At 59.8% G+C, this 25,627-nt stretch carries 23 protein-coding genes and 2 pseudogenes; 17 read left to right on the forward strand and 8 right to left on the reverse strand.

The genetic code is table 11. The annotated features are described in order from the left end of the window. Positions 1-66: 66 nt before the first annotated feature. Entirely contained in the window at positions 67-1,377 is a 1,311-nt protein-coding gene (locus tag BMZ63_RS05900) for an MFS transporter (RefSeq protein WP_091703191.1), read from the reverse strand. A gap of 150 nt (positions 1,378-1,527) precedes the next feature. Between BMZ63_RS05900 and dmeF the strand changes: the two genes are divergently transcribed. Then, entirely contained in the window at positions 1,528-2,457 is a 930-nt protein-coding gene (dmeF, locus tag BMZ63_RS05905) for a CDF family Co(II)/Ni(II) efflux transporter DmeF (protein ID WP_091702974.1), read from the forward strand. A 31-nt stretch (positions 2,458-2,488) separates the two neighbouring features. On the opposite strand, the gene BMZ63_RS05910 is transcribed toward dmeF, so the two are convergent. Next, a complete protein-coding gene (locus tag BMZ63_RS05910) occupies positions 2,489-2,767 on the reverse strand; it encodes a metal-sensing transcriptional repressor (protein ID WP_091702977.1) in 279 nt (92 codons plus the stop codon). An 80-nt stretch (positions 2,768-2,847) separates the two neighbouring features. Here BMZ63_RS05910 and BMZ63_RS05915 point away from each other — a divergent pair, with 80 nt between their 5' ends. Genes BMZ63_RS05915 through BMZ63_RS05925 form a run of 3 tightly spaced genes read left to right on the forward strand, consistent with a single transcriptional unit; the run spans position 2,848 to position 4,725 of the window. Further along, on the forward strand, positions 2,848-3,231 hold the full coding sequence (locus BMZ63_RS05915) for a hypothetical protein (protein ID WP_091702980.1): 384 nt from the start codon (positions 2,848-2,850) through the stop codon (positions 3,229-3,231). 48 nt (positions 3,232-3,279) lie between these two features. After that, complete coding sequence (locus BMZ63_RS05920) at positions 3,280-4,014, forward strand: HupE/UreJ family protein (RefSeq protein WP_177187037.1); 735 nt, start codon at positions 3,280-3,282, stop codon at positions 4,012-4,014. A gap of 15 nt (positions 4,015-4,029) precedes the next feature. Continuing rightward, positions 4,030-4,725 carry a hypothetical protein gene (locus tag BMZ63_RS05925; RefSeq protein WP_091702983.1) on the forward strand — a complete coding sequence of 232 codons (696 nt, stop codon included), beginning with the start codon at positions 4,030-4,032 and terminating at the stop codon, positions 4,723-4,725. 419 nt (positions 4,726-5,144) lie between these two features. Here BMZ63_RS05925 and chrA read toward each other — a convergent pair whose 3' ends face one another. Both chrA and BMZ63_RS05935 read right to left on the reverse strand, forming a co-directional pair. Continuing rightward, entirely contained in the window at positions 5,145-6,344 is a 1,200-nt protein-coding gene (gene chrA, locus BMZ63_RS05930; RefSeq protein WP_091702985.1) for a chromate efflux transporter, read from the reverse strand. After that, a complete protein-coding gene (locus BMZ63_RS05935; protein WP_091702988.1) occupies positions 6,341-6,688 on the reverse strand; it encodes a PadR family transcriptional regulator in 348 nt (115 codons plus the stop codon). Before BMZ63_RS05935 ends, chrA begins: the two co-directional genes overlap by 4 nt. Positions 6,689-6,801: 113 nt before the next feature. Here BMZ63_RS05935 and BMZ63_RS15015 point away from each other — a divergent pair, with 113 nt between their 5' ends. Continuing rightward, positions 6,802-6,993: a rhodanese-like domain-containing protein gene (locus tag BMZ63_RS15015; RefSeq protein ID WP_218141224.1), complete on the forward strand. Its 192-nt coding sequence runs from the start codon at positions 6,802-6,804 to the stop codon at positions 6,991-6,993. A 227-nt stretch (positions 6,994-7,220) separates the two neighbouring features. On the opposite strand, the pseudogene BMZ63_RS05945 reads toward BMZ63_RS15015, so the two are convergent. Then, positions 7,221-7,379: pseudogene (locus BMZ63_RS05945) on the reverse strand (transposase domain-containing protein); the annotation flags it as partial. A gap of 283 nt (positions 7,380-7,662) precedes the next feature. On the opposite strand from BMZ63_RS05945, the gene argH reads away from it, so the two are divergent. The 9 genes and pseudogenes from argH (at position 7,663) to BMZ63_RS15255 (ending at position 17,549) form a co-directional block, all read left to right on the forward strand. Next, positions 7,663-9,072, forward strand: a complete 1,410-nt coding sequence (gene argH, locus BMZ63_RS05950) for an argininosuccinate lyase (protein WP_091702990.1) — start codon at positions 7,663-7,665, stop codon at positions 9,070-9,072. Next, positions 9,050-11,929: a class I adenylate cyclase gene (locus BMZ63_RS05955; RefSeq protein ID WP_227663448.1), complete on the forward strand. Its 2,880-nt coding sequence runs from the start codon at positions 9,050-9,052 to the stop codon at positions 11,927-11,929. The genes argH and BMZ63_RS05955 overlap by 23 nt, the downstream gene beginning before the upstream one ends. 55 nt (positions 11,930-11,984) lie before the next feature. Continuing rightward, positions 11,985-12,164 carry an LPS translocon maturation chaperone LptM gene (lptM, locus tag BMZ63_RS05960; RefSeq protein WP_091702998.1) on the forward strand — a complete coding sequence of 60 codons (180 nt, stop codon included), beginning with the start codon at positions 11,985-11,987 and terminating at the stop codon, positions 12,162-12,164. Positions 12,165-12,201: 37 nt separating this feature from the next. Beyond that, entirely contained in the window at positions 12,202-13,452 is a 1,251-nt protein-coding gene (gene lysA, locus BMZ63_RS05965) for a diaminopimelate decarboxylase (protein ID WP_091703001.1), read from the forward strand. A gap of 14 nt (positions 13,453-13,466) precedes the next feature. After that, a complete protein-coding gene (gene dapF, locus BMZ63_RS05970; protein WP_091703197.1) occupies positions 13,467-14,369 on the forward strand; it encodes a diaminopimelate epimerase in 903 nt (300 codons plus the stop codon). A gap of 18 nt (positions 14,370-14,387) precedes the next feature. Next, positions 14,388-15,149: a DUF484 family protein gene (locus BMZ63_RS05975; protein WP_091703004.1), complete on the forward strand. Its 762-nt coding sequence runs from the start codon at positions 14,388-14,390 to the stop codon at positions 15,147-15,149. Further along, positions 15,146-16,132, forward strand: coding sequence for a tyrosine recombinase XerC (xerC, locus tag BMZ63_RS05980; protein ID WP_091703006.1), 987 nt, complete (start codon positions 15,146-15,148; stop codon positions 16,130-16,132). Before BMZ63_RS05975 ends, xerC begins: the two co-directional genes overlap by 4 nt. 11 nt (positions 16,133-16,143) lie before the next feature. Continuing rightward, positions 16,144-16,284: pseudogene (locus BMZ63_RS15250) on the forward strand (GGDEF domain-containing protein); the annotation flags it as partial. Between the two features lie 374 nt (positions 16,285-16,658). Then, positions 16,659-17,549 (forward strand): GGDEF domain-containing protein, encoded by an 891-nt coding sequence (locus BMZ63_RS15255; protein ID WP_342351334.1) that lies wholly within the window; start codon positions 16,659-16,661, stop codon positions 17,547-17,549. Positions 17,550-17,552: 3 nt separating this feature from the next. Here the strand turns inward: BMZ63_RS15255 and BMZ63_RS05990 are convergent, their stop codons facing one another. Next, positions 17,553-17,786, reverse strand: coding sequence for a DUF2789 domain-containing protein (locus BMZ63_RS05990; protein WP_091703009.1), 234 nt, complete (start codon positions 17,784-17,786; stop codon positions 17,553-17,555). Between the two features lie 198 nt (positions 17,787-17,984). Here BMZ63_RS05990 and BMZ63_RS05995 point away from each other — a divergent pair, with 198 nt between their 5' ends. Beyond that, positions 17,985-20,624 (forward strand): ATP-binding protein, encoded by a 2,640-nt coding sequence (locus BMZ63_RS05995; RefSeq protein WP_091703011.1) that lies wholly within the window; start codon positions 17,985-17,987, stop codon positions 20,622-20,624. 8 nt (positions 20,625-20,632) lie between these two features. On the opposite strand, the gene BMZ63_RS06000 is transcribed toward BMZ63_RS05995, so the two are convergent. After that, positions 20,633-21,004, reverse strand: a complete 372-nt coding sequence (locus tag BMZ63_RS06000) for a hypothetical protein (protein ID WP_227663445.1) — start codon at positions 21,002-21,004, stop codon at positions 20,633-20,635. A gap of 180 nt (positions 21,005-21,184) precedes the next feature. On the opposite strand from BMZ63_RS06000, the gene BMZ63_RS06005 reads away from it, so the two are divergent. Both BMZ63_RS06005 and BMZ63_RS06010 read left to right on the forward strand, forming a co-directional pair. Next, positions 21,185-21,802 (forward strand): hypothetical protein, encoded by a 618-nt coding sequence (locus BMZ63_RS06005; RefSeq protein WP_091703202.1) that lies wholly within the window; start codon positions 21,185-21,187, stop codon positions 21,800-21,802. 58 nt (positions 21,803-21,860) lie between these two features. Continuing rightward, a complete protein-coding gene (locus tag BMZ63_RS06010) occupies positions 21,861-24,038 on the forward strand; it encodes a patatin-like phospholipase family protein (protein ID WP_091703014.1) in 2,178 nt (725 codons plus the stop codon). 137 nt (positions 24,039-24,175) lie between these two features. Here BMZ63_RS06010 and cls read toward each other — a convergent pair whose 3' ends face one another. Continuing rightward, positions 24,176-25,609, reverse strand: coding sequence for a cardiolipin synthase (gene cls / locus BMZ63_RS06015; RefSeq protein ID WP_091703017.1), 1,434 nt, complete (start codon positions 25,607-25,609; stop codon positions 24,176-24,178). Positions 25,610-25,627: the final 18 nt, after the last annotated feature.

Raw genomic sequence — 25,627 nt, forward strand, 5'->3', positions numbered from 1 at the left:
TTTTGGCCAGAATCTTTTTCTCCCGCTTCTAAACAAAAGCGAACATTCGCAGCATCCCATGCAATCTCAATCCGGCCATTTGGGATGCAGGCTATCAATGACGTAGTGGTGACGGTGAACTCCCGAGTTGGAGGCGCTTGCAACATGAGGATGGTCGCCTGGCAGGTCGTCGTGATTGTGAGAGCACTCTAACGGATCAACAGAGGGCCATACCTTCAACGCAAGAATTAGCCCTCCAAGAGCAAGTCCCAGCAGTACCAACAGAGTAATGGTCATCCCCGCAGTAGATCCCAGCCAGCCGGCTAAGGGATAGGCGAACAGCCATCCGGCATGAGATAACGAGAACTGGGCAGCGAACAGAGCTGGTCTGTCATGAGTATGCGATGACCGCGTTAGGACCCTGCCGATAGGGGTTTGAACGGTCGAAAAACCAACGCCTAACCAAGCCCAAACGGGCAGCAGCCATTCCAGAGAGCCGACCGGCAGAGCGAGAACCAACCCAAAAACAAGAATTCCGCCTCCCGTGAGCATAACTCGCCGGTCCTGCCAGCGCTTCAAGAGAGCCGGTAACGCCAATGCTGCCAACATGGAGCCACCACCGAATGCGGCAAGAGCCATGGCCGTATGCTGGTCGGTAAGGCCGAATTGTCCCTGCACCAGCACAACCGTATTCACGATCACCATCGCTCCCGCAAGACTGACCACCAGGTTCAGAGCCATCACCCCACGGAGGCGAGGAGTTGCCATGAAAATGCTGAACCCGGCCCGCACTCGGTCATAAACCCCTCGACGTTTCTCTGATTTGGCTGCGGATGGCAAAGCAATGGACACTACAAGCAAGGCTGATGCGATAAACCCAATCACCGTGCCCGAAAACAACGCCTGCCAGCTGGTAGCAAGCAGAATCAACGCCGCGAGTGCCGGGCTTATAAGGTTTTCCAGATCGTATGCCAGTCGGGAGAGCGACAGCGCCTTGGTGTAGTCATCCTCATCTGGGAGAGTCTCGGGAATCGTAGACTGAAAGGTTGGTGTAAAGGCCGCCGACGCCGACTGAAGGACAGCAATTAACACGTACACTTCCCACACTTCGGTCACGAAAGGCAAAGCCAGCGCCGTCGCCGCTCGAACCACATCCAGAGAGACCAGCAGAGCACGACGAGGTATGTTCTCTGCCAGAGCCGATGCCAGTGGGGCTATCAAGACATAGGCGACCATTTTTATCGCCATGGCGGTGCCAAGCACCTGTCCCGCCTGATCTCCGGCCAGGTCAAACGCCAGCAGGCTTAATGCCACCGTCGCCAGCCCGGTACCCAGCAATGCAACTACCTGTGCCAGGAACAAATGGCGATAGGTTCGGTGCCTCAGAATTTCAAGCATGGCTTCACCAGTGAAAGCATAAGCAGCAGAAAGGTTGTGGTAGAAATCTGACTCCAGTAGCATTCCATGCTATCCCCCCAGGGGGGATAGGTCAAAACTGAGATTTTGCCTACAGGTCTACCAACCATCAGCCTCGCCGGGAAAACTGTTATGCACCATGAACGACTCGACCATTGGCAACATAATCACGTCTTTGGTCAGGATCAGAAGCGCTCTGGCGAAACCCGTACACTCATTGTGGTGGGCCTGACACTGGCGATGATGGTCTGGGAAATCCTGGCCGGAATCGTTTATGGCTCAATGGCGTTGCTGGCCGATGGCCTACACATGGGGTCCCACGCAGTGGCTCTGGGCATTGCGGCCTTCGCCTACGCGTATGCCAGGAAAAACGCGGGCAACCACCGTTTCTCTTTCGGCACAGGAAAGGTCAATGCGCTGGGTGGCTTTACTGGAGCAATCCTGCTGGTTGTCTTTGCGCTCTACATGGTCATCGAGAGCGTGGGGCGTTTTATCCAGCCTGTTCCCATTTCTTTCGATGGGGCTATTTTCGTGGCCATCATTGGCCTAGTGGTCAACGGGGTGTCAGCTTGGATACTGGGGGATGCAGGCCATGAGCATGGTCACAGTCACGGGCACGATCATGGTCACCACCATCATCACCATGACCACAACCGCCGGGCCGCCTACCTGCATGTGCTTGCGGATGCGCTGACGTCAGTCCTTGCAATTGTTGCCCTTCTGGCGGGTAAATATGCCGGGTGGAACTGGATGGACCCGATGATGGGGATTATTGGTGCGTTTCTGGTCACCAAGTGGTCCTGGCACTTGTTGAAAGACACTTCCAAGATCCTTCTCGACGAGCAGCACCAGGACATGGAGGAAACTGTCAGGCAAGCCGTCGAAGTCGACGATGCCAAGGTCAGCGATTTGCATGTGTGGGCGATAGGCCCAAACATTCACGCGGCCATTGTCTCAATCGTCTCGCATCAGCCAAAATCACCGACAGTCTATAAAGAGCGCATTCAGGCTCGCTGCCGGTCCCTGGTCCACGTGACGGTAGAGACTCTTCGGTGTGATTAACAATGAGATCGAAGAGTCGAAGCGAACGAACTCAAAGGTAACGGGCGATGGCCTTAAACTCATCGACACGGCGCTGCTGCTCCGGCTCCAGCGGCCCGATGGCATCGTCCAGGCAATGCTCGATATGGTCCTGTACCAACACGCGCTTGGCTTGTTGAATGGCTTTTTCCACCGCGTGAAGCTGCTGGGCCAGTTCCAGGCAGGGCTTTCCCTGGTCAATCATGCCAATCACGCTTTCAAGATGGCCGTTCGCTCGCTTCAGGCGTTTGATGATATTCGGATGAGATCGATGCGTGTGATCTTTTACCATGTTTAATTCCTATCCCCCATGGGGGGATGGTATCCTCTGTTTTCGTTGAAATCCAACCACAAGCTCGACGATTTAAATCGATGATTTCGGCCATTAACCAAAGAAAACTGCTTCCAACGCTGGTCATGCTGTTCGCATTGGCGGGCCTGTCACTGTCGGTGATTGGCGAGTCGTTCTCTCACGGTGTGGCCGAGATAGCGGGCGACTGGGAGTTTCAGTCGGATGGCCACCATGGCAGTCACAGTGGACACGGACACAGTCACGATTTCGACGAAGAACCAGAGTCACCTTCACTGCATCACGATGCGGGGAATCACACCCACGAGACCGTGGACCAGCTGAGGATTCCATTCGTTTCCCAAAGCCCGACCGTTTTCCGGCAGACCATTCCATTTGTCGGAGGTTCTCCCCGCAGTTTGCGCTATCGGCTCGAACGCCCACCAAAAGGCTCCCTTTCCACTTGATTCCTGCCGCTGGAGCGGCCCTAGAAAACAAATGTGATTGGAGTCTTTATGTTGTCAAGTTTGCTTGACGGTTGCCGTGGCGTGTCCTCGTCGGGCACCGGCAGTCGTCTGTTATGGATATTTCTGACCCTGGGCTTGCTGGGAATGAGTACGGATGTGCTCGCCCACGCAGTCGCCCAGGGCGACAAGGGGTACATCCAGGAAATTACCGGTGTAAACCTCATCGCCTTCACCTATCTCGGGGCCAAACACATGGTCACCGGCTATGACCACCTGCTGTTCTTGCTGGGTGTCATTTTCTTCCTCTACCAGATGAAGCACATCGCGATCTATGTGAGCCTGTTTGCCCTCGGGCATTCCACGACGATGTTGCTCGGGGTGTACTTCAACGTGGGCATCAATAGCTACATCATTGATGCGATCATCGGTCTGTCCATCGTGTACAAGGCACTGGACAACATCGGTGCCTATCAGCGCTGGTTTGGCTTCCAACCCAATACCAAGGCCGCCACGCTGATTTTCGGGTTCTTCCACGGTTTCGGTCTCTCCACGAAGATCATCGAGTACGACATCTCGCCGGACGGCCTGATTCCGAACCTCCTCGCCTTCAACGTGGGCGTGGAAATCGGACAGCTCATCGCCCTTGCCATGATCCTGATTGCGATCAGTTTTTGGCGGAAGACCGACGGCTTTTTTCGGCACGCCTACACCGCCAACGTGGCCATGATGAGTGCAGGTTTCCTGCTCTTTGGCTATCAGCTCACCGGTTACTTTGTCGCTTAATTCTGGAGATTCCCTATGTACAACACCGATATACCCAATCGTGAAGAACTGCCCAGCACTGCCAAGTTGATTCGATCAACCATTATTGCAGCCATTGTGGCACTGGTCCTGCTGGTTACCGTGGTCATGCCCGCCGAGTACGCTCTGGACCCGACTGGCGCGGGCCGACTACTGGGATTGACCGAAATGGGCGAAATCAAGGAACAACTCGCCGAAGAAGCCGCGGCTGACGAGGCTGCCCAGATGGTTGCGGTGAACTCCTCGGCTGACCAGATGGCTGCGGAAGTCTCGGAACCAGTCATGGCTGAAGCCGTTGAGGAACCAGCGCCCGCATCGGAAGCGGAGGTTGCGCCTGCGGAGCCAGAGCCGGCGCCTGAACCCGAAATTGCCGAACCCCAGTGGCAGGATGAAGTGCGCGTTGTTCTCACTCCGGGAGAGGGCACTGAATTCAAACTTACAATGGAGGAAGGCGCGGTAGCCCGGTTCTCCTGGGTGTCTGAGGGTGGCCCGATCAACTTTGATACCCACGGTGATGGAGGCGGCCAGTCCATTTCCTATGAGAAAGGCCGGGGCGTACCGGAAGATGAAGGCGAGCTGGAAGCAGCCTTTACCGGCAATCATGGCTGGTTCTTCAGAAACCGGAACGACAATGACATTACTCTGGTACTTCGCACTGGAGGAGACTACGGGCAGTTGAAGAAGATGTTGTGATTAGCCACTGAGTGTTGTGACGAAATCCGGGCCTGTGCCTGCAAAGGCCCGGATTTCGTATGCGGCCATGTCGAACCTGATCGAGCCACTCGGAGTAAACGCCAAACCAGTTTAAACTGCATTGAAGTCCAAAAAAGTGATCGCGACGAGCACCTCTCAATGTTCGCTTTGCGACCAGGGCATCCTCTGACCTCAGCTAAACAAAAGTGGACGTTCGAGCTAGGTCTGTAGGCGTCCGGTCTTTACACCTTGTCAGGCGATAGGCTCAGGAGCTTCGACGTGGAAGTGGAAATCATGCTCTTCCACCTCGATGCCCAAGACATGGTACTCCGGCTGATGGAGCATGTTGTCAGCAAAGTACGTCATGTTAAGTATCAGCTACCGGGACAGTATTAGTCAGGCGCAGATAGCGATGGCAGCTACATTGTGATGAGAATACCGCCGCTGGCCAGGATGAGTACCACCGCCCAAGCAGGCAGTTTCCAGACGCTGAGCAAGAGGAAGCCTGTCAGCGCTAGAGCGAACTCATGAGGGCCAAGAATGGCACTGGTCCATACCGGCTTATAGAGGGCTGCGCCCAAGATGCCCACGACTGCGGCATTAGCGCCGCGCATCAGTGCCTGCGCGCTGTCCCAACGGCGAAATCGGTTCCAATGGGGCAATACTGCCACCAGTATTAGCATTCCGGGAATGAAGATCATCACTAGCGCCAAAGCAGCACCGAATAAGCTGCCTCCTAGCGGTCCCATTACCGCACCTAAATAGGAGGCAAAGGTGAACAGCGGTCCCGGCACCGCTTGGGCTGCGCCATAGCCCGTCAAGAACTCGTCCGCAGCAACCCATCCAGATTGCACCACCTCGGCTTCGAGCAGTGGCAGTACTACGTGCCCGCCGCCAAAAACCAAGGCACCAGCGCGATAGAAGGAATCCATTACCGCTAGAGTTGCGGAAGGGCTTACCCAAGCAAGGAACGGCAAACCTACTAGCAGGCTAACAAATACTAGGCTAGCCAGATGGCCAGCACGGGCAGAGACAGGCAAAGGCAAGTCATGAACATCAGTTTCAGTGTGGACTCTACAGAGCGCCATACCGGCGAGGGCTCCGATCACAATGGCGGCTACTTGTCCGAGCGGGCCACTAACCAAAACCACCGTGAATACAGCGGCTAAGGCGATACCAGCGCGCTGCTGGTCGGGGCAGAGACTGCGAGCCATTCCCCAGACGGCGTGAGCGACGATCGCGACCGCCGTCACCTTGAGGCCGTGGATAATGCCCTGGCTAATAGGGCCGTCGAGCGAGGCCGCGCCAAACGCAAATAATACCAGCACGATGGCCGAAGGGAGGGTGAATGCCAACCAGGCCGCAGCCGCCCCCCAAGGCCCAGCACGCATCAGGCCCAAAGTGAATCCGACCTGGCTACTTGCAGGTCCGGGAAGAAACTGGCACAACGCGACAAGATCTGCGTAGGCCTGTTCGGTGAGCCAACGACGTCGCTCTACGAACTCGGTGCGGAAGTAGCCTAGGTGGGCGATAGGACCCCCGAACGAGGTCAAACCGAGCAACAGAAACGCCCTGAAAACTTCTCTGATGCGCCCTGCCGGGCGAGGTGTATGACTCATCGGTCAGATTCCTTGGTGTTGATTTGATGGGAAGTTGAGGTTTTTTTGCCTATGGCTTCGCCAGTCAGTTCCAGCAACTGTCGCTTCGCCACCGTCAGCCCCTCGCGTCCGAATTCAGTGGCGCGGTAAAGCCTGCGGTGAGTGCTTCCCTGATACTCTTCACGGGAGGTCAGATAACCCTTGCGTTCCATCGAGTGAAGCATGGGATAGAGTGTTCCCGGGCTCAATCGATAGCCGTGGTGAGCTAATTCGTCGATCATCCATTGGCCGTATACTTCATGCTCAATTGCATGGTGCAGTATGTGCAGTCTCACCAAACCGGCGAGCAAGTCGTGATGATCCATGGTATTAACACCTACGCGTCGGGAATCGAAAATCGATATCGGGTTTCGTTTTACCACTCCAATGTGACCATTTCAAGGCGGCATCAGTTGCCCACACTTTGAGGTAATTTCAAATGACGAAGCACACTGAGGAGTTCTTGCAGCGGGTCAGGGATGTCAAGCAGCGCATCACCGAAGTTTCACCTGCCGAGGCCCAGGCAAAGATTTTCGAAGGCGCTTTGCTGGATGTGCGTGAGAAGGATGAATTTGAGTCGGGTCACATTGACGGTGCAATGAATATCAGCAGTGACACCCTGGAAAAGTGAACCGGTGAAGTGGAACCAGACAAGCAGGCACCCATTGTCTGCCACTGTGGTGGGGGCAACCGTGGAGCGCTGGCAGCAGATACCTTGCAGCAAATGGGTGCACCTGGGTGTTCAGTATTCAGGGTGGTCTCAGAGCTATGAAGCGGACCAGGGGACCTGATGACCAGGCTTTAAGTGATTATCAATCATGAGTTACATAACTCAGGGTACCAAAACATAGCCGGCTTTCATTTGTGTGGCAATAGCTCATCGATGGCGTTGTTCTTCTGTGTCGGCAGTAGTGTCAGCACATCCTTCAGATAGGCATAGGGATCATGCTCGTTCAGCTTGACTAACTGGATCAGTGGCATGACCGCCGCCGCGCGCTGACTACTGGAAAGAAAGCCAAAAAGTGATTCTGCTCCAATATGTTTGAATGTTCCCTTTGCGACCTTTACGAACGATTTTAGGCTTTAGGAAAATTTTCCCCATGCCGAGTTCGAACAGCCACCACCCAAGATTTGTTTGGCAACCCCCAGTCGTCCTACGATATTTAGCGCGATTCCAGAATCTTGAAGCGTTACAATGAGGACAAAATTACCCGAAAAATAGCAAAAAGTGTCACTTTTACAATTCCACGTAAAAACAGGCGCTTAAGTAAAAGTTACATGTTACTATAGGACTAAAGTTATGACGGATCAGAAAAACTCTGACCAGGCCACATCCTCCGAAAAACCCTGGGGCGGCCGTTTCAGCGAGCCCACCGATGCGTTTGTCGAACGCTTCACCGCGTCCGTTGGTTTTGACCAGCGTTTGTACCACCACGATATTACCGGCTCCATCGCCCATGCGACGATGCTGGCGAAAGTCGGCGTGCTGACCGACGATGAGCGGGACCAGATTATCGAAGGGCTGAACGGCGTCAAGGCGGACATCGAGGCCGGGCGTTTCAACTGGTCGGTCAGCCTGGAAGATGTGCACATGAACATCGAGGCAGCCCTGACCGAGCGCATCGGCATTACCGGTAAGAAACTGCACACCGGGCGCAGCCGCAACGACCAGGTGGCCACCGACATCCGTCTGTACCTGCGTGACGAAATTGATGTGATTACCGAAGAACTCACGCGCCTGCAGAATGGCCTGTTGGATCTGGCCGAGCGCGAAGCCGACACCATCATGCCGGGCTTCACCCACTTGCAGACCGCACAGCCAGTCACCTTCGGCCATCACCTGCTGGCCTGGTACGAAATGCTGGTACGCGATGGCCAGCGCCTGCAGGACTGCCGCAAGCGGGTCAACATCATGCCCCTGGGCGCCGCCGCCCTGGCCGGTACCACCTATCCGATTGATCGTAACCTGACCGCCGAGCTGCTGGGCTTTGATCGCCCAACGGAAAACTCGCTGGATTCGGTCAGTGACCGGGATTTTGCCATCGAGTTCTGCAGCTTCGCGGCATTGCTGATGACCCACCTGTCCCGCTTCAGCGAAGAGCTGGTGCTGTGGACCTCGGCCCAGTTTGATTTCATCGATCTGCCGGATCGCTTCTGCACCGGTTCCTCCATCATGCCCCAGAAGAAAAATCCGGACGTGCCGGAATTGGTGCGCGGCAAGACCGGCCGGGTGAACGGTCACCTGATCAGCCTGCTGACCCTGATGAAGAGCCAGCCGCTGGCCTACAACAAGGACAACCAGGAGGACAAGGAGCCGCTGTTCGATACCGTGGACACGGTGAAGGGGTGCCTGAAGGCCTACGCGGACATGATCCCGGCCATTCGTTCCAAGGCCGACAACATGCGCGTGGCGGCCAAGAGCGGCTTCTCCACCGCCACCGATTTGGCGGATTACCTGGTGAAGAAGGGCGTGCCCTTCCGCGATGCCCATGAAATCGTTGGCAAGTCAGTCGCCTTTGGTGTCGCCGAAGGCCGCGACCTGTCGGACATGACCCTGGAAGAGCTGCAGCAGTTCTCCGATTTCATCACCGAGGACGTGTTTGATGTGCTGACCCTGGAAGGTTCGGTACAGGCTCGCAATCATACCGGCGGCACGGCACCCGAGCAGGTGCGCGCGGCCGTTCAGCGTGCCCGCGCTGCCCGCACGTAACGACCAGGGAGGTCTTTTGACGGTTCAGGCCCTGCCCATTGTCCTCGACTTCGAGGAAGGCATTGACCGCAAGACGCTCAAGCGCTTGCGTGACCGGTTTTTGCTGGTCAACCGTCAGCGCTGGGAGCGGGCCTGTTCCGCGCTGACCTGGCGCCAGCAGGTGGTGCTGGAAGTGCTGCCTCTGGTCTTTCACCTGAACCACCCGTCTCTGCCTGGTTACCTGAACGGCCTGTGTCCGGAAGGCATCTGTGGCTATACCCCCTCCCGCAGCACCATTAACGCGGCCCGTCGGGTTGCCCGCAGTTTCTGCTTCCGCGACAAGGGCCTGCGCCAGCCGGACATCGACAGTCTGTTTCTGATGGGCAGCCCCGGCACCCTGGGCCATTCGGTGGCCAGTGATCTGGACGTCTGGCTTTGCCACCGGGCGGATCTGTCCGAGCAGGGCGTCCGCAGCCTGGAACGCAAAGCCGACAAGCTGTCGGAGTGGGCGGCCAGCCTTGGCGTGGAGCTGCATGTGTTTGTCTTCTCCGCCGCCGACTGGCGCGCTGGCCGGCAACAGGTGGAAGTGACCGGCGAGAACTGTGGCAGCGCCCAGCACTATCTGCTACTGGATGAATTCTATCGCACCAGTATTCACCTGGCCGGCCAGTACCCGATGTGGTGGCTGGTGCCGGTGGACAGTGAAGGTGACTACGATGACATCCGCCAACGCCTGGTGGACTGCCGTTTTATCCGGCCGGATGAGTACATTGATTTTGGGCCGGTACCCTCGATTCCCTCCGAGGAATTCCCCGGCGCTGGCATCTGGCAACTGTACAAGGGTATTGATGCGCCCTGGAAAGCCATCCTCAAGCTACTGTTGATCGAATGTTACGCCACCGACCGGGCGCCACAGTTGTTGTCGGCCAGGTTCAAGCAGTCAGTGCATCAGGGGCTCCTGGATGTGGACGAGCTCGACCCCTACATCATGCTTTACCGGCGGCTGGAGGACTGGCTGCGGAACCAGCAGGCGGAGGGCCGTCTGGAGCTGGTGCGCCGCAGCCTGTACCTGAAAACCGGCCTGCCGCTGAGCCGGGCCGGCATGGTGGGCGATCAGTGGCGGATCGACATGCTGCGCCGGCTGGTGGCTGAATGGCAGTGGGACGAGGAGCGGCTGAAGTCCCTGGACGACCGCCAGGGCTGGCGGGCCGAAGAGGTCATTGGCCTGCGTCGCACTATTGTCAGTGAGCTGACCCACAGTTATCGACTGCTGTCGCGGATGGCCCGGGAGCAGGGTACCGACGCCGCCATCAGCCCGCACGATATCAACCTGCTGGGCCGGAAACTGTACGCCGCTTTCCAGCGCAAGGCCGGCAAGGTGGAGTTCATCAACCCCGGCCTGGTGCCCTCCCTGGCCGAAGAAAACCTCTCGTTCCATCACCAGTCCGAACAGGGCCGCGAGGGCGAGGGCTGGCTGTTGTTCAGGGATCTGGAAGACCCTTCCGACGCCTTCTGGAAGCCGGTCATTCGCCGTTCGGGCAACCTGGCCGAGCTGCTGGTGTGGTGTTATTGCAACGGGCTTTTGAATCGTGCCACCCGCCTGAATGTCCGTGCCGGTTCCAGCGTGGCCACGGTCACCGAAGTCCGGGAAATACTGGATGTTCTGCAGGCATTCCTGCCCATGCCTCTGGTGCCTGCCTCGCGCCAGGCCCTGACGCGCGAGGTGCGGCCGGTGAAAAACCTGCTGTTGGTGAATGTGGCCACCGATCCCCAGGCACATCTTTCCGAGCGTGGGCTGCACAAGCTGTCGGCCCGCAACGACTCGCTTGGTTTCAGTGGCGGCCACGACAACCTGGTGTCCACCATTGACCAGATCGCCCTGAACAGCTGGCAGGAGCTCAGTGTCCAGCACTACGCCGCCGGCGACACTCTGATCCAGTGCCTGAAGAACGTGCTGGCACAGGTGGCCGCCAGCCCCTCGGCGTTGCCGGAAATCCAGGTGTTCGCCCCGACCCGGGGCCATGGCGCCGCCATTGCCCGGCGTTTGCAGGAACTCTTTGGCGACGTCTTGCGCCAGTTCTTTTCCGGTGGCCTGGGGCCGGCACCGGTGCGTTATCTGATTGAAATGGATCGCCGTTATTTCCTGCTGCAATTCAATGGCCCGGAGCCGGGATTTGTTGCGCTCAACAGTCGACAGGCACTGATGCAGGCCCTGCAGCAGCCACAGGAACATTACCTGCCGTTGGTGCCGGACCGGCACGCCCTGCGGGACGAGCCCGAACTGCGGGCAGTGTGTGAAGCCTCCGAACCGGACAACCTGCAAGTGTTCTGGTCGCTTCGGGCCGGCATTGGCAGGCTGTGGGTGGTGGACGAGTGTGGCAGTATCTGGAGCCGTACCATGCGCGCCCAGAGGCGCAGCCATCTGCTTGGCCCCCTGTTGCGTTTCCTTGACAACCTGCAGGAGCGGCGGATGTTGCGGCAGCTCGACATGGGTGGCCCGACCGGTGAGCTGCGCTGCTACGAGCTGGAACGGCGTGGCGGAGACTGGCAGGCGGTGCCGCGCCCCGATCAGCAAAGTCGTGTCGCTCTGCCGGGTTTCGAGGTCCAGGCCGTTGGCGTGCGTCAGGGCGATGGTTCCCTCAGTTTTGACGTCTTCTGCCAGGACCGGGAATTTACCGCCGAGGAATACGGTGAGCAGCTGATTCCCGCTGTTGCCCATTACATCCGTTCGTTGCGCCGAAGCAATGAACCCTACCCTATTTACCTGACCGATCTGCACCTGCCCCATGACCTGGAGCCGCAGCACTATCAGCGAGACATCCAGACCTGCCAGTATCTGCAGTACCTGAACGTGCTGGAGCGGGCTCTGAACCGTTAGCCGACCGGGCCGGCTGTCGGTTATACTGCCGCCAACAGTCATTCAGGGGTAGGGTATGCAGGTTTCAGACAAAATTCGCCCGTTCTCTCTGGCCGCCTTGGCGCTGGGGATGGTTCTTGCGGTGATGCTGGCCGGTTGTGGCCAGAAAGGCCCGCTGTACCGGGACGCCGGCACCGCCGCCGAGCAAGCCACTGACTCTGCTGACGATTCACAGCCGTCACAAGAGTCGCGCTGAGCCTGCCGGCCCTGCCACTCCAGTTTTCAGGATTATCATGGACCACTTCAATTATCGTGATGGCGAGCTGTTCGCCGAAGATGTGCCCGTCAGCCGCATTGCCGAGCGTTTCGGTACACCGGCCTATGTGTATTCCCGGGCCACGCTGGAGCGCCATTACCGCGCTTACGACAAAGCCCTGGGCGAACATCCGCACCTGGTGTGCTACGCCGTCAAGGCCAACAGTAATCTGGCGGTGCTGAACGTCTTGGCCCGCCTGGGTGCCGGCTTCGACATCGTTTCCGCCGGCGAGCTGGAGCGGGTGCTGCGCGCCGGCGGCGACGCGGGCAAAGTCGTGTTTTCCGGTGTTGGCAAGCAGGAATGGGAAATGAAGCGGGCGTTGGAGGTGGGCGTGCGCTGCTTCAACGTGGAATCAGACACCGAGCTGGACCGCCTGAACAAGGTGGCCGGCGAACTGGGCGTGAAAGCCCCGGTATCCCTGAGGGTGAACCCGGATGTGGACGCCGGCACCCACCCCTACATTTCCACCGGCCTGAAAGAAAACAAGTTCGGTATCGATATTGCCGAGGCACCGGCTGTCTATGCCCGGGCCGCCGCCATGCCAAACCTGGACATTCACGGTGTGGACTGCCACATCGGCTCCCAGCTGACCTCGGTGTCGCCGTTTTTGGATGCCCTGGACCGGGTGCTGGCGCTGATTGACGGGCTGGCGGAGCAGGGAATCCACATTCGCCACCTGGACATGGGCGGTGGCCTGGGCGTGACTTATGACAATGAGCAGCCTCCGCAGCCGGAGCAATACGCTACCGCACTGCTTGAGCGGCTGGGTGAACGCAAGCTGGAACTGATTCTCGAGCCGGGGCGCTCCATTGCCGCCAACGCCGGTATTCTGGTCACCCGGGTGGAGTTCCTGAAGTGCACGGAGCATCGCAACTTTGCCATCATCGATGCGGCCATGAACGATTTGATCCGCCCCGCGCTCTACAGCGCCTGGCAGGCGATTATCCCGGTTAAACCGCATCAGGATGGCGAGGAGAAAAACTGGGACCTGGTCGGTCCGATCTGTGAAACCGGCGATTTCCTGGGCAAGGACCGAAAACTGCGCCTGCAGGCCGGTGACCTGCTGGCCGTGCGCTCGGCCGGTGCCTATGGTTTTGTTATGGCCTCCAACTACAACACCCGTAACCGCCCCCCGGAGCTGATGGTGGATGGTGACCAGGTATACGTGGTACGCCGCCGCGAGACCCTGGAAGATCAGTTGGGGCCGGAAAGTTGCCTGCCGGAATGAATGGGGAGGCGAGCATGAGCCAACACAGACGCAACCAGGGGCCAATGCTCCGGTTCACCAAGATGCATGGCCTGGGTAACGATTTCATGGTGGTGGACGCCATCAGCCAGCCATTTCGCCTGCGCCCGGACATGATTCGTGAACTGGCGGACCGCAATTTCGGCATCGGCTTTGACCAGTTGCTGGTGGTCGAGCCGCCGGGGCTGCCGGACGTGGACTTCCGTTACCGAATTTTCAACGCCGATGGTTCGGAGGTGGAACAATGTGGCAACGGTGCCCGCTGCTTCGCCCGCTTTGTCCGTGATCAGCGCCTGACCAACAAGCGGGTGATCCGGGTACAGACCGCCAAGGGCGTGATCGAACTGAAAGTGGGCAAAGACGGCCTGGTTCGCGTGAACATGGGCATTCCGGAGCTGAACCCGCCGGCCATTCCGTTTGCCGCCGATTGCCGCAAGGATGTGTACACCGTGGATGTGGGCAACGAGGTCGTCGAACTGTCGGCTGTTTCCATGGGCAATCCCCACGGTGTTTTACTGGTGGATGATGTCGACACCGCTCCGGTCGCCACCTTGGGACCCGCCCTGGAAAAGCATCCGCGTTTTCCTTCCCGGGCCAATATCGGCTTTTTGCAGATCATTGACCGGGGCCATGCCCGCTTGCGGGTGTACGAGCGGGGCTCTGGTGAAACCCTGGCCTGTGGCAGTGGTGCCTGTGCCGCCGTGGTGGCCGGTTGCCTGCGTGGCTTGCTGGACAGCCGGGTGGAAGTGGAGCTGCGCGGCGGTCGCCTGGTTATTGAATGGCAGGGCGATGGGGCCCCTGTTATGATGGAAGGCCCTGCAACCACGGTGTTTGAGGGGCAGTTACGTTTGCCCGGTGAAGGCAATTCCCGCCGCCGGAGAACACCCAGACGGTCCTGACAACCGGGAGATCACCGAATGACAGAACAAACGGCCCAGAAGAAGGTCGATGAACTGAACCATGAGCAGGTTGCCGAGTATCTGCGCGCGCATCCGGATTTTTTTGTCGGCCAGGATGACCTGCTCCGCAGCCTGACCCTGCCCCACGACAGTGGCCAGGCCATCTCGCTGGTGGAACGGCAGGTACACCTGTTCCGTGAACAGCGCGATGCCCTGCGCCGGGAAATGGTCGAGCTGGTGTCCATCGCCCGTCACAACGACCGTCTGTTCGAGAAGAGCAAGCGCCTGTTGCTGCAGGTGATCGAGGCGAAAACCATCAACGACATGGCGGCCGCCGTGGATGACAGCATGCGTGGCGATTTCGGTCTGGATGCTGCCTCGGTGCTCCTGTTCACCGATAACGCCCAGGGTACCTCGGCCAGCCGGGGCCAGGGCGCCCTGCACCTGGTCGACAGAAGCGAGGCACAACGCCGCCTGGGCACCCTGCTGGAAGGGGATCGTGCCGTGTGTGGCCACTTTAATGAACACGAGCGCAGTTTCCTGTTCCCGGACCGGGACGAACCCATCGCCTCCGTAGCCCTGATGCCTCTGCGCCATCAGGGCCTGGTGGGTGTGTTCGCGGTGGGCAGCTGCCAGCCGGGATACTTTGACCAGAATATGGGCTCGCTGTTTCTCGGCTACATCAGCGACACCCTGAGCCGGTTGTTGCCGCCCATGCTCAGGCAACACGACGCCGCGGCTCCGGTGGCGGACCTGGCCACGGAGACCGGCCGGGTGTGACTGCCTCCGCGCTGCCGGCGGAATTGCCGGAGCCCCTGGCCGCACCGCTGGCCGCGTTTATTCGTCATCTGGCCTCCGAAACCCGGCATTCGCCCCGTACCTGCGACAATTACCAGCGCGACCTTCAGCGTCTGGCGCACTGGCTGGTCGGGCGGGTGAATGACTGGTCGGCGGTGGATTTTCACCACATTCGCCATTACGTGGCGCAACTCAGCCGCGAAGGCCTCGGCGGCCAGAGTATTGCCCGCCACCTGTCGGCCATTCGCCGTTTCTACCAATATCTGCTGCGTGAAGGGCTGGCCCGCGATAACCCGGCGCTGGATGTCCGTGCCCCGAAAAGCGGACGGCGCCTGCCCAAGGTGGCCGATGTCGATCAGCTTCAACAGTTGCTGGATACCCCCGCTGACGATCCGCTGGAACTGCGGGACCTGGCCATGTTCGAGCTGATGTACTCCTCCGGGCTGCGGCTGGCGGAGCTGGCCTCGCTGGATATGCCCGCTCTGGATTTTGCCAGCGGCGAGTTGCGGGTGCAGGGCAAGGGCAGCAAGGAACGGCTTCTGCCGGTCGGCGGCAAGGCAACGGCTGCGCTCAAACGCTGGTTGGCGGTACGCCCAGGCTACGCCGATGAGCATGAGGAGGCGGTTTTTGTCAGCCAACGTGGCACACGCCTGAGCCGACGCAGCATTCAGGCCCGGCTGGCTCGCTGGGGTGTGCGCGCCGGGGCCGATCAGCGCCTTCATCCACACTTGCTTCGGCATTCCTTCGCCAGCCACATGCTCGAATCCAGTGGCGATTTGCGGGCGGTGCAGGAATTACTTGGTCACGCAGACATCGCCACCACACAGGTCTATACTCACCTTGATTTTCAGCATCTCGCCCGGGTTTATGACCGGAGTCACCCCAGAGCAAGGCGCCGATCTGGCACTATAGAGAAGCGCAAATCACAAGATTACCCGAAAACAAAAGACCCGAACGGTCACTGACGGAGTGCTGCATGGCATCGGACGAATCCTGGAAGGACAAGTACTTCCGGGAACTGGAAGAGTCCGAACACAAAGAAAAACAGTGGCAAACCGAGCGCCACCTGCTGGAGCGTATGCTGGTGCGCACCAGTCTTGCTTCCGAGGGGCAGTCCGACGAGCTGGATGGGCTGCTGGGCCGGGTGCGGGAGGATCTGCGTCAGAAAAAGCTCGACGTCGAGAGCTGGCGCGAGCTGCAGGACGAAATAGACCGGCAGATCACTCTGCTTGATGAAAGCCACGAACGGGCCCGGCGGGCAGCGCCGTCAGTCGCCGCGCCGGAGCTGGCAAAAGAGGCCCCGGCCGAGGAGGAGCTGGAGCTGGCGGACCGCACACAACAACTGCGTATCGCCCGGCGTGTTGGTCAGTTACTGGGACAGATGCTTCAGCAGGTATCACTGGAGTCGCAGGTGGAGGCCCGGGCCCGGGGGCTGCAAAAAATGCTGCTGGGCAGCAACGACTGGACCGTGCTGCGAAAAGGCTGGATCAGGTGGCCGATCTGGTCATTGAAGCGGTTACCCGCAGCCAGCGCGAATTCGAGGCGTTTCTTAAGCGCCTGGACGAGCGCCTGGAGACCCTGCGCCAGCACTTCTCCGAGCAGAGCCGTATGCACGAGTCGCGTCAGGGGGATACGGAAACCCTGAACCGGGAGATCCGTGACGAACTGGACCGGGTGGGCGAAGACATCGCCCGCAGCCAGGATCTGGGCTCGCTCAAGCAGTCGATCAGCCAGCGGCTGGAATTTATCGGCAATACCATGGAGCGCTTTCGTCAGCGTGAGCAGGAGCGGGAAGATCTGCTGGCCGGGCAGCTCGAAGCCATGCAGGAAAAAGTGGCGGCCATGGAAGCTCATTCAGAACAAATGCAGCAACAGGTGCGTGAGGAACGCCAGCGCGCCATGACCGACCTGCTCACCCAGTTGCCCAACCGGGAAGCCTGGCAGGAACGATTGCTGTTTGAATTCAATCGCTGGCAGCGTTACCAGCAGCCACTGTCGGTGGCGGTGATTGATATTGATCTGTTCAAAAAAGTGAACGATTCCTACGGCCATAAGGCCGGAGACCGGGTGTTGCAACTGGTCTCGAGGGAGTTGCGCTCGCGCTTGCGGGAAACGGACTTCATTGCCCGCTATGGTGGCGAGGAGTTTGTGCTGCTGTTACCGGAAACCGGCGTGGAAACTGCGGAAGAGGTGATCGACACATTGCGTAACCGGGTGGCGGTCCTGCCGTTCCACTTTGGCGGAGAGCCGGTGAACATTACCTTTTCAGCGGGGCTCACCGAGTTCCGGGCCAATGATTCGGTGGAAACGGTTTTTGATCGCGCCGACCGCGCCCTGTATCAGGCCAAGGACGCGGGGCGTAACCGAACCCAGAGTGTTTAACACTCAGTGGCGGAGCATGGCGTCAAGTTCGTCGATCAGCTCGGCCCAGTCGCTGTCTTCCTCCAGGCCTTCTTCCAGAAAGTGGGACTGGCTCTCTGACCAGAAAGGCGCGTCCTGCAGGGCGATTTCCCGTGGCAGCGGTGAATGCCGGCTCACAAACTCCTCAATACTGTCCTTGTCCGACGCCAGGCCCAGTTGCTCGAACAGAGTGGTCAGGGTGTGTTTGCTGGTGTCCATATAAAAGCCTCCTGTGGCTTGTCACTCAATGAAATTTTTTCAACGAGCAGGTATTGTTTGCTGAAACTGTAGTAAACCCGCCGAGGATATCCAGTGCCTTTCCGTCCCCACATACTGTATTGCCTGTTTTTATTGGTTTTTCAAGGGCAGGTGCTTGCCCAGAGCGCAGAAACCGATGCGTCCGGGCAGGCTGGTGCGATGATGCCGGCGGAACAGGACAGCATTCGCGTGGGGCTTCCCCATCCGCAGGTGCCCCTGGTTTTCGATACCGGTGACGGCCGGCTGACGGGGCTCTGGGTGGATTACCTGCAGCGGTTGGCGGTGGCCCTGCCGGCACCGGTTGAACCCTATGTGGCGGAAGAGCCGGCCCGTGCGGAAGTGTTGCTGACCACCCGCCTGCCCGGCCAGCCGGTCACTGCGGGCATGCGCCACACCCGGGCCCTGATGACCCTGACCTATGGCGTGTTCGTGCCCGCCGGTGATGCCACGGTACGTGGCCTGAAGGAGCTGGAGTCCCGCCGGATTGCGATCATCACAAGTGACCCTAACCAGTTCCCTCTGTTGGAGCGGGTCGACAGCTTCACGCCGGTTCCCGTGGCTAGCGTCAGCGAGGCGGTTGACCGTTTGCAGTCCGGTCAGGCGGATGCTTTTATCGGGCCGATTCCGGTGGTCACCGATTACCTGGCCTCTGCCTCAATGAACGACATTGGCCTTGCCCTGAGGCTGGACGATCAACCGGTCGAGGTGGTGCTGCAGGTAGCGCCGGAGCGAGACGCCCTGTTCGAGACCTTGAATCAGGCGGTTGCCGAGCTGACCGAGGAAGACCGCCGGGCCCTGCAGCAATCCTGGCTACAGGGCGACGTGCCCACCATCGAAAGCACCGAGCCGGCGCTGGCAGTGTCGGATGAACAATGGCTGGAAGAGCATCCGGAACTGAAAGTGGGCCTGCGCCGGGACTGGCCGCCGTTCGAGTTTGAACAGGATGGCCGGGCCGCGGGGCTGGTGGTGGACCTTATAAACCGGGTGGAAGAAGACATGGACTTCCGGTTCCAGCGGGTGCAGGTCGATTCCCGCTCCTCGGCGGAAGACCTGTTGAAATCCGGCGAAGTGGACATTATTCCGGGCATGTCGCGCACCCCGCGCACCGAACAGGAATTCCTGTTCACCCGGGCCTATGTCACCGTACCCATTGCCCTGGCGACCCGGGACACCGGCCGCTTCATCGGGGACTTGCGCGAGGTGCGCGATGAGCGGGTGGGCGTGGTGAACCGCCAGGCCAGTCACGATTACCTGTTGATCAATCATCCCGAGATCGATCTTTACCCCCAGAGTACCGTGGAGGAGGGCCTGCTGGCGCTGTCCAACGGTGATCTGGACGTCATGGTGACCCATATCCCGGCGGTCAGTTACACGGTGGCCCGGCTGGGGCTGTCGAACCTGCGCATCACCAGTGTGACCCCTTACGAATACGACCTGCGCCTGGCCGTGCGCAAATCCAGCCCGGAACTGCACCGGTTGCTGAACAAGGCGCTCAATAACCTGCCGGACTCGGAAACCGAGGAGGTCTACAACCGCTGGATTGATCTGGACATTGAACAGCGCACCGACTACACGGTTGTGCGCCGGATCGTGCTGATTGCCATCGTGGTGGTGCTGATGTTCCTGTACTGGAACCGCAAGCTGTCGCTGGAAGTGGATGAGCGCATCCGCTCGGAGAACGCCTTGCGCCGCAGTGAGGACGAGCTGCGCGCCGCCAAGCTGGAAGCGGAACGCCTGGCGCGCCAGGCGGAGGCCGCCAGCCGCTCGAAAAGTGAGTTCCTGGCCAACATGTCCCATGAGATCCGCACGCCCATGAATGCGGTGATTGGCTACAGCGACCTGCTGTACAACAGCGTCAAAGACCCTCAGCAGCGTAACTACCTGAACGCCATCCGGGCCGGCAGCCGTAGTCTGCTGATGCTGATCAACGACATCCTGGACCTGTCCCGTATTGAAGCCGGCAAGATGCGCCTGGATTTTACCCCGGTATCGATTCGCCGGTTGCTCAGCGATGTGCGTCATATTTTCGATTTGCGGGCCACCGAGCAGGGCATTTCCCTGGAAGTCAGCGTGGTGTCCGGGATGCCGGATGCGATGATTCTGGACGAGACCCGTCTGCGCCAGGTGCTGTTCAACCTGGTGGGCAACGCCATCAAGTTCACCCACGAGGGTGAAGTCACGGTTCGTGCCAGCGCCGAGGAGCTGGAGCATTCTGGCAGGGAATCCGGGGAAACCCGCCATTACCGGTTGGTGATCACCGTGACCGACACCGGTGTTGGCATTGCCCCGGACCAGCAGGAGCGCATTTTCGATGCCTTCGAACAGCAGGAGGGCCAGAGCTCCCGACGCTACGGTGGTACCGGCCTTGGCCTGGCCATCAGCCGCAAGCTGGTGGAAATGATGGGTGGCAAGCTGACCGTGGAAAGTGAGCAGAACAAAGGCTCAACGTTCACCGTTATCCTGCCACGGGTTGAGGCCACGGTGGAGCAGGCCGAGGAAGAAGGTGAACCGAAAGAGTCGGACCGCCTGCTGGCCCAGACCATGAGCCTGCGTGAGCGAAGCTGGCTGCGGGAAAAACTGGCGCAGGATTTTGGCAACGAATGGCAGGACGTGCGTGAAAGCGGTGACCCGGAACAGATGAAGGATTTCGCCCTGCGGGTGATGGAGTGGGGCAAGCGGTACCGGTCGTCCTCCGCGATCCGTTACGGCGAAAAACTGTTGGCGGATGTGGAGGCGTTCAACCTGGATGCGGTGAACTCGGCGCTGGAAGCCTTCCCGAATCTCCTCGGGCAGAAGTAAGCGGGCCGTCAGAGGCAGTCGAACTGGGAGCGGCGATCAAAGGCGACAGATACCATGTCGTAGCCGGAATCGGACAGCGAGCGGATCAGTTCCCGGTTCTCCAGCAGGGCCTTGCAGGCTTTATGAACGCTGGCCTGAAGCTGGTCGCCGGCTGGCATCTGGTCGGTAAAGCGGAAATCGACGATCAGGTATTTGCGTTCCACCGGTGAGGCTTCGGGGATGTCCTGGCGCTCCACGCTCTCGTGACCAATGTAGGCGGCCAGGTCCTGGGGGAATACGTCGCTCATCAGCAGGTCGAGATTTTCCGCCTGGGCTGGCAGCCCGAAGAGGGAGAGGCCCATGGCGAGCAAAGGAGCCGGGATGAAAGTCTGGATGCGCATACGAGATCCTGCCTGGGTTCGTTACGCTCCCTGTAACGTTGTGTAACCAATCTGTCATTATTATGGCAGAGAGTGTCGCAGCTTACTTCATATTTTCAAGTGTTTTTTGCCTCGGATCCGGCGCTTGATTTGGGCTATCATGGAAACAGACTCATTCAGGATGAAGAACGGGAAGTAGCCATGTTCCAGCTTGTGTTCAAGGGCGAGTGTGTCGAGGGTACCGACCTGCAAACAGCCCGCAACAACGCCAAAACACTGTTCAAGGCCAGTGTCGAGCAACTGGACCGGATGTTCAGTGGTCAGCCGGTGGTCATTCGCAACAAACTCGAGCAGGTGCAGGCGGAAAAATACCGTACGGTTCTGGCCAAGCACGGCATGGTGGCCTACGTGCAACCCATGCCCGGTACTGAGGCCAAACCCTCGGCGCCAGAGCGGCCCGAGCAACCGCAGGCCGCCAGCAAAGCACCGGAGTCCTCTTCGCGGCAAGCCACCGCTGACAAACCCGCGGCGCCACAGCCAGACCCGAAAGCGGGGCCAAAAACCGAGCCGGGTGACCGCCTGCCGGTTGCCGGTGAAAAGGTGGATGACATTCTGGCCGGCTCGGCCCTGAGCCTCGACCCCGCCGGCGTCAGACTGGTCGAGGTGCCCGAGGAACAGGCGCCCATGTTCGAACACCTGGATGAATGGAGCCTGGCGCCTCCCGGTACGGATCTTGGGGTTGAGCGGGACCTGCCCCCGCCCGTGGTTCCGGATGTTTCTCACCTGTCCCTGGCCGATGATGACACGCACAAAGACTGATCGTTCTGCACTTCCATGCCGAAACCGCTCCCGGTGGAGCGGTTTTTTCATTCTCACGATGCTGGCAAGCCTGCTGATAGCGGGTTCAGCCAACGCCGACACCAACGAGCGCCCGACCGTGGGGCTGGTGCTCAGCGGTGGTGGCGCCAAGGGCATGGCTCATGTGGGCGTGCTGCGGGTGCTGGAAGAAATACGCGTGCCGGTTGATCTGGTGGTGGGCACCAGCGCGGGGTCGGCGGTGGCTGCCCTGTATGCCTCTGGCATGCCGGTGGATGAAATTGAAAAACGCTTTCTGGAACTGGACTGGCTGGCCAGCTTTCGTGACGACCCGGGTCGTGTGTACAAACCTGTGCGCCGAAAGCAGAACGACTGGCGCCTGCCGCTGGTGCCCGGACTGGGCGTCAGTACCGAGGGTTTCCACTTGGGGGGAGGCCTGGTGGCGGGCCAGAACCTGGGGTTTATCCTCAATGAGCTGACCCGCAATGCGGCACTGGTGGAAGACTTCGACGATCTGACCATCCCGTTCCGGGCAGTTGCCACCGATCTCGAGACCGGGGTTGAGGTGGTGATTGGTCAGGGCAACCTGGCCGAAGCCATCCGTGCCAGCATGAGCATTCCGGGCGTTTATGCGCCGGTGGAGCGGCATGGGAGGCTGCTGGTTGACGGTGGTATCGCCAATAACCTGCCGGTCAGTGTGGCCCGGGACATGGGTGCCGACGTGGTGATTGCCGTCGATATCACCGATCCGCTGTTGAGCAGTGAAGACATGCGCGAGGCGTTCTCGGTCATCGGTCAGCTCACCACCTTGCTCACCCGCCGCAACACCGAGCACCAGCTGGCCCGTCTGAGGGATAACGACATCCTGATTCGCCCGGACCTGGAAGGCTACGGATCGGCCGATTTCTACGATGGTCCGGCACTGTTTGAACTGGGGGCCTCCGCCGCCCGAGAGCACGCGGTCGCCCTTAACCGACTGCAAGTCAGTGAGCGTGACTGGCAGGCGGTACGGGGACAGCTCGAACAGGAGCCGTCAGCCCCCGGCGTCATCGCACGGATCGATTTCCGCCAGGGGGATCGCCTTGCCAGTGATTTCCTGCGCCAGCGGATTCGTCAGCAAATTGGTCAGCCGCTGGATGTGCCGCAGCTGGAGGCGGACCTGAAGCGAATCTATGGCCTGGGGTACTACGAGAGCGTGACCTGGTCCCTCAAGCCCGGTGATGATGGCCCGGTGCTAGTGATCCGGGCCCGTGAGAAAAGCTGGGGGCCGAACTATCTGTCGTTTGGCCTGAATTACGAAGACAACTTTGACGGCGACACCCGCTTTAACCTGGCTGCCGGCCTGCGCATGACCGAACTCAACCGGCTGGGGGCGGAATGGCAAACGGGCGTGCAGTTGGGCACCCAGCCCTGGTTGCGCAGCCAGTGGTATCAGCCGCTGGGTTACGGCTACGACCAGTTTGCAGTGGTGGGGCTGGAATACAATCGTGATGATTACAGCATTTATGACAACGGTCAGCGCATTGCCGAGGTGGATGTGACCTCCCGTCAGTTTGATCTGGCGCTGGGCATGGAACTGGGAGGTAACGCCGAGGTGCGGGCCGGCTGGGTGCGGGGTATTGCAACGGTTGAGGATAATCTTGGCGCGCCGGTGGCTCCCACCGATGACGTGCATCAGGGGTATCTGTCGCTGCAGCTGGTGCACGATTCCCTGAGCGATGCGTTTTATCCCAAATCCGGTGCCTTCGCGGGCATCCGGGGCAGAATGGAGCGCCCGGGGCTGGGCTCGGATCGCAATTTCGACGCGTTGCGGGTGATGGCGCTGGGCACGGGCAGCTGGAAACGCTTTAACCTGACGGGCCTGGCCTGGGGCCGGACCATCACCCGGGGTGAGCCGGGGCTGGAGAACCTGGCCCGATTGGGCGGCTTCCGGCGGTTGTCGGCGTACGCGCCGGGGCAGATCACCGGCAATGACGCGGCCTTGTTCTCGGTTTATGCCCGCCGTGAATTCGGCGGCCCGGTGGTGCCCTGGTTCGCCGGTGTTGGCTTTGAAACCGGCAATGCCTGGGAGACCATGGACGATGCCCGCTGGTCCGACATGGTGCGTTCCTACAGCCTGTTTGCCGGCGTGGACACGTTTCTGGGGCCGGTGCAGCTGTCCGGCTCCTACAACAACGAGGATGACTGGACGGCTTACCTGAATATCGGGTTTTCGTTCAGTCAGTTGTTCTACGAGTAATGTTCCCGGGCACAGGCGGGTAGGCCTTTCCAAAACACGCCACGCAAGTACGTCCCTGTAGGGCTTGACTGCAGCCATCCATGGCTGCAGACAGTTTTGGAAAGGCCTACCCGCCTGTACCCTAAATCATTGCTATCTCATAGCAGTGGCGCCAGCAACCGCACTGCGCGGCAGGCCAGGCGGAAGGCGAGGGAGCGGTCCTGGTAATCGGCGGGCGTCAGCAGCCGGCATTGCTGGAAATCGTCGGAGAGCATCTTGTCCACCTCGGCAATAAAATGGGGGTGGGTGTTGATGGCGGTGATCTCGAAATTCAGCCGCATGGAGCGGTTATCCAGATTGGCGGTGCCAATGGCCGCGTAGCGATCGTCCACCAGCACCACCTTCTGGTGCATGAAACCCGGCTGGTAGCGGTAAATGCCGATGCCGGCCTGGCAGGCCTGCACCAGGTAGGAATAGGCTGCCAGGCTGACCAGTGCGCTGTCCGCTTTCTCCGGAATCAGCACGCGCACGTCCACCCCCCTCAGAGCCGCCAGTTGCAGCGCATTGATTACCTGGAAATCGGGTACGAAGTAGGGCGACGTCAGCCAGATCCTGTCCCGGGCGTTGTTGATGCAGTTGAGGAAGAACAGGCTGCAGGTTTCCCAGGTATCGGCCGGACCAGTGGGTAGAATCAGCACTTCCTCGTCCCCCGGCGGATGGCTCATCGGCTGCCAGTTGAGCTCGGGGCGCTCGCCGCTGGCCCAGTTCCAGTCTTCCAGCCAGGCCAGTTGCAGACCGGTAACCGCCGGGCCCTCGATCCGGCAATGGCTGTCGCGCCAGGGCTCCTGGTCCATGGCCGTGCCCAGGTATTCATCGCCCAGATTGATGCCGCCGACAAAGCCCACCTGGCCATCACAGACCAGCAGCTTCCGGTGATTGCGGAAGTTGATCTGGAATCGCCGGGTGCGCAGGTTACCGCGACCGAACGAGGCAATGCGGGCGCCGGCGGCGGACAGTTCCCGCAACCAGCGTTTGGCCAGAAAGGCGCTGCCAATGTCGTCGTACAGCAGCCAGACCTGCACGCCCTGGGCCAGCTTGCGCTCCAGAATGGCCTTGATTCGCTGGCCCACCCGGTCGGAACGGACGATGTAGAATTCCAGCAGGATGTACTCGCGGGCGTCTTCCATGGCGTCGAACAGGGCCTGGAAGGTGGCTTCGCCGTCTTTCAGCAGGGTGCTTCGGTTGCCGCTGGTGAACGGTTGCCGGCCGAGCTTGCACAGCACCTGCAGTTCGTTGTCGAAGTGTGGCTCTCCCTGGCGGGGCATGGAGGTGGTTTGCTGCTCGAATTCATCAAGCAGGCCGGTCAGGTTTTTCTGGCCCATGCGCCGGGCGGTAACGTAGCCACCAAAGCGGTAGCGACCAATCATCAGGAACAGGGGCACGGCCACGTAGGGCAGGCCAATCAGGGCGATGATCCAGGCAATGGCTCCCTGGGCCGTGCGGTAGGTCAGAAGAATCCGGTAAATGCATGCCAGTGCGGCCAGGTACAACCCGGCCACCATAACCGCAATAAAAGAAAAGTCCCCGCTCATGGGTTATTCATCCGCCCC

It is taken from the genome of Marinobacter persicus, assembly GCF_900114155.1.
Taxonomy (GTDB): Bacteria; Pseudomonadota; Gammaproteobacteria; order Pseudomonadales; family Oleiphilaceae; genus Marinobacter; species Marinobacter persicus.

Coding starts and splice junctions, on each gene's coding strand:
- BMZ63_RS06000 (WP_227663445.1), bottom strand. CDS start 21,004: ATGCGCATCCAGACTTTCATCCCGGCTCCTTTGCTCGCCATGGGCCTC.
- BMZ63_RS05935 (WP_091702988.1), bottom strand. CDS start 6,688: ATGGATCATCACGACTTGCTCGCCGGTTTGGTGAGACTGCACATACTG.
- argH (WP_091702990.1), top strand. CDS start 7,663: ATGACGGATCAGAAAAACTCTGACCAGGCCACATCCTCCGAAAAACCC.
- lptM (WP_091702998.1), top strand. CDS start 11,985: ATGCAGGTTTCAGACAAAATTCGCCCGTTCTCTCTGGCCGCCTTGGCG.
- BMZ63_RS05920 (WP_177187037.1), top strand. CDS start 3,280: ATGTTGTCAAGTTTGCTTGACGGTTGCCGTGGCGTGTCCTCGTCGGGC.
- BMZ63_RS06010 (WP_091703014.1), top strand. CDS start 21,861: ATGCTGGCAAGCCTGCTGATAGCGGGTTCAGCCAACGCCGACACCAAC.
- dmeF (WP_091702974.1), top strand. CDS start 1,528: ATGCACCATGAACGACTCGACCATTGGCAACATAATCACGTCTTTGGT.
- chrA (WP_091702985.1), bottom strand. CDS start 6,344: ATGAGTCATACACCTCGCCCGGCAGGGCGCATCAGAGAAGTTTTCAGG.
- dapF (WP_091703197.1), top strand. CDS start 13,467: ATGAGCCAACACAGACGCAACCAGGGGCCAATGCTCCGGTTCACCAAG.
- BMZ63_RS05995 (WP_091703011.1), top strand. CDS start 17,985: ATGATGCCGGCGGAACAGGACAGCATTCGCGTGGGGCTTCCCCATCCG.
- BMZ63_RS05910 (WP_091702977.1), bottom strand. CDS start 2,767: ATGGTAAAAGATCACACGCATCGATCTCATCCGAATATCATCAAACGC.
- lysA (WP_091703001.1), top strand. CDS start 12,202: ATGGACCACTTCAATTATCGTGATGGCGAGCTGTTCGCCGAAGATGTG.
- BMZ63_RS05975 (WP_091703004.1), top strand. CDS start 14,388: ATGACAGAACAAACGGCCCAGAAGAAGGTCGATGAACTGAACCATGAG.
- BMZ63_RS05990 (WP_091703009.1), bottom strand. CDS start 17,786: ATGGACACCAGCAAACACACCCTGACCACTCTGTTCGAGCAACTGGGC.
- cls (WP_091703017.1), bottom strand. CDS start 25,609: ATGAGCGGGGACTTTTCTTTTATTGCGGTTATGGTGGCCGGGTTGTAC.
- BMZ63_RS05925 (WP_091702983.1), top strand. CDS start 4,030: ATGTACAACACCGATATACCCAATCGTGAAGAACTGCCCAGCACTGCC.
- BMZ63_RS06005 (WP_091703202.1), top strand. CDS start 21,185: ATGTTCCAGCTTGTGTTCAAGGGCGAGTGTGTCGAGGGTACCGACCTG.
- BMZ63_RS05915 (WP_091702980.1), top strand. CDS start 2,848: ATGATTTCGGCCATTAACCAAAGAAAACTGCTTCCAACGCTGGTCATG.
- BMZ63_RS05900 (WP_091703191.1), bottom strand. CDS start 1,377: ATGCTTGAAATTCTGAGGCACCGAACCTATCGCCATTTGTTCCTGGCA.
- BMZ63_RS15015 (WP_218141224.1), top strand. CDS start 6,802: ATGACGAAGCACACTGAGGAGTTCTTGCAGCGGGTCAGGGATGTCAAG.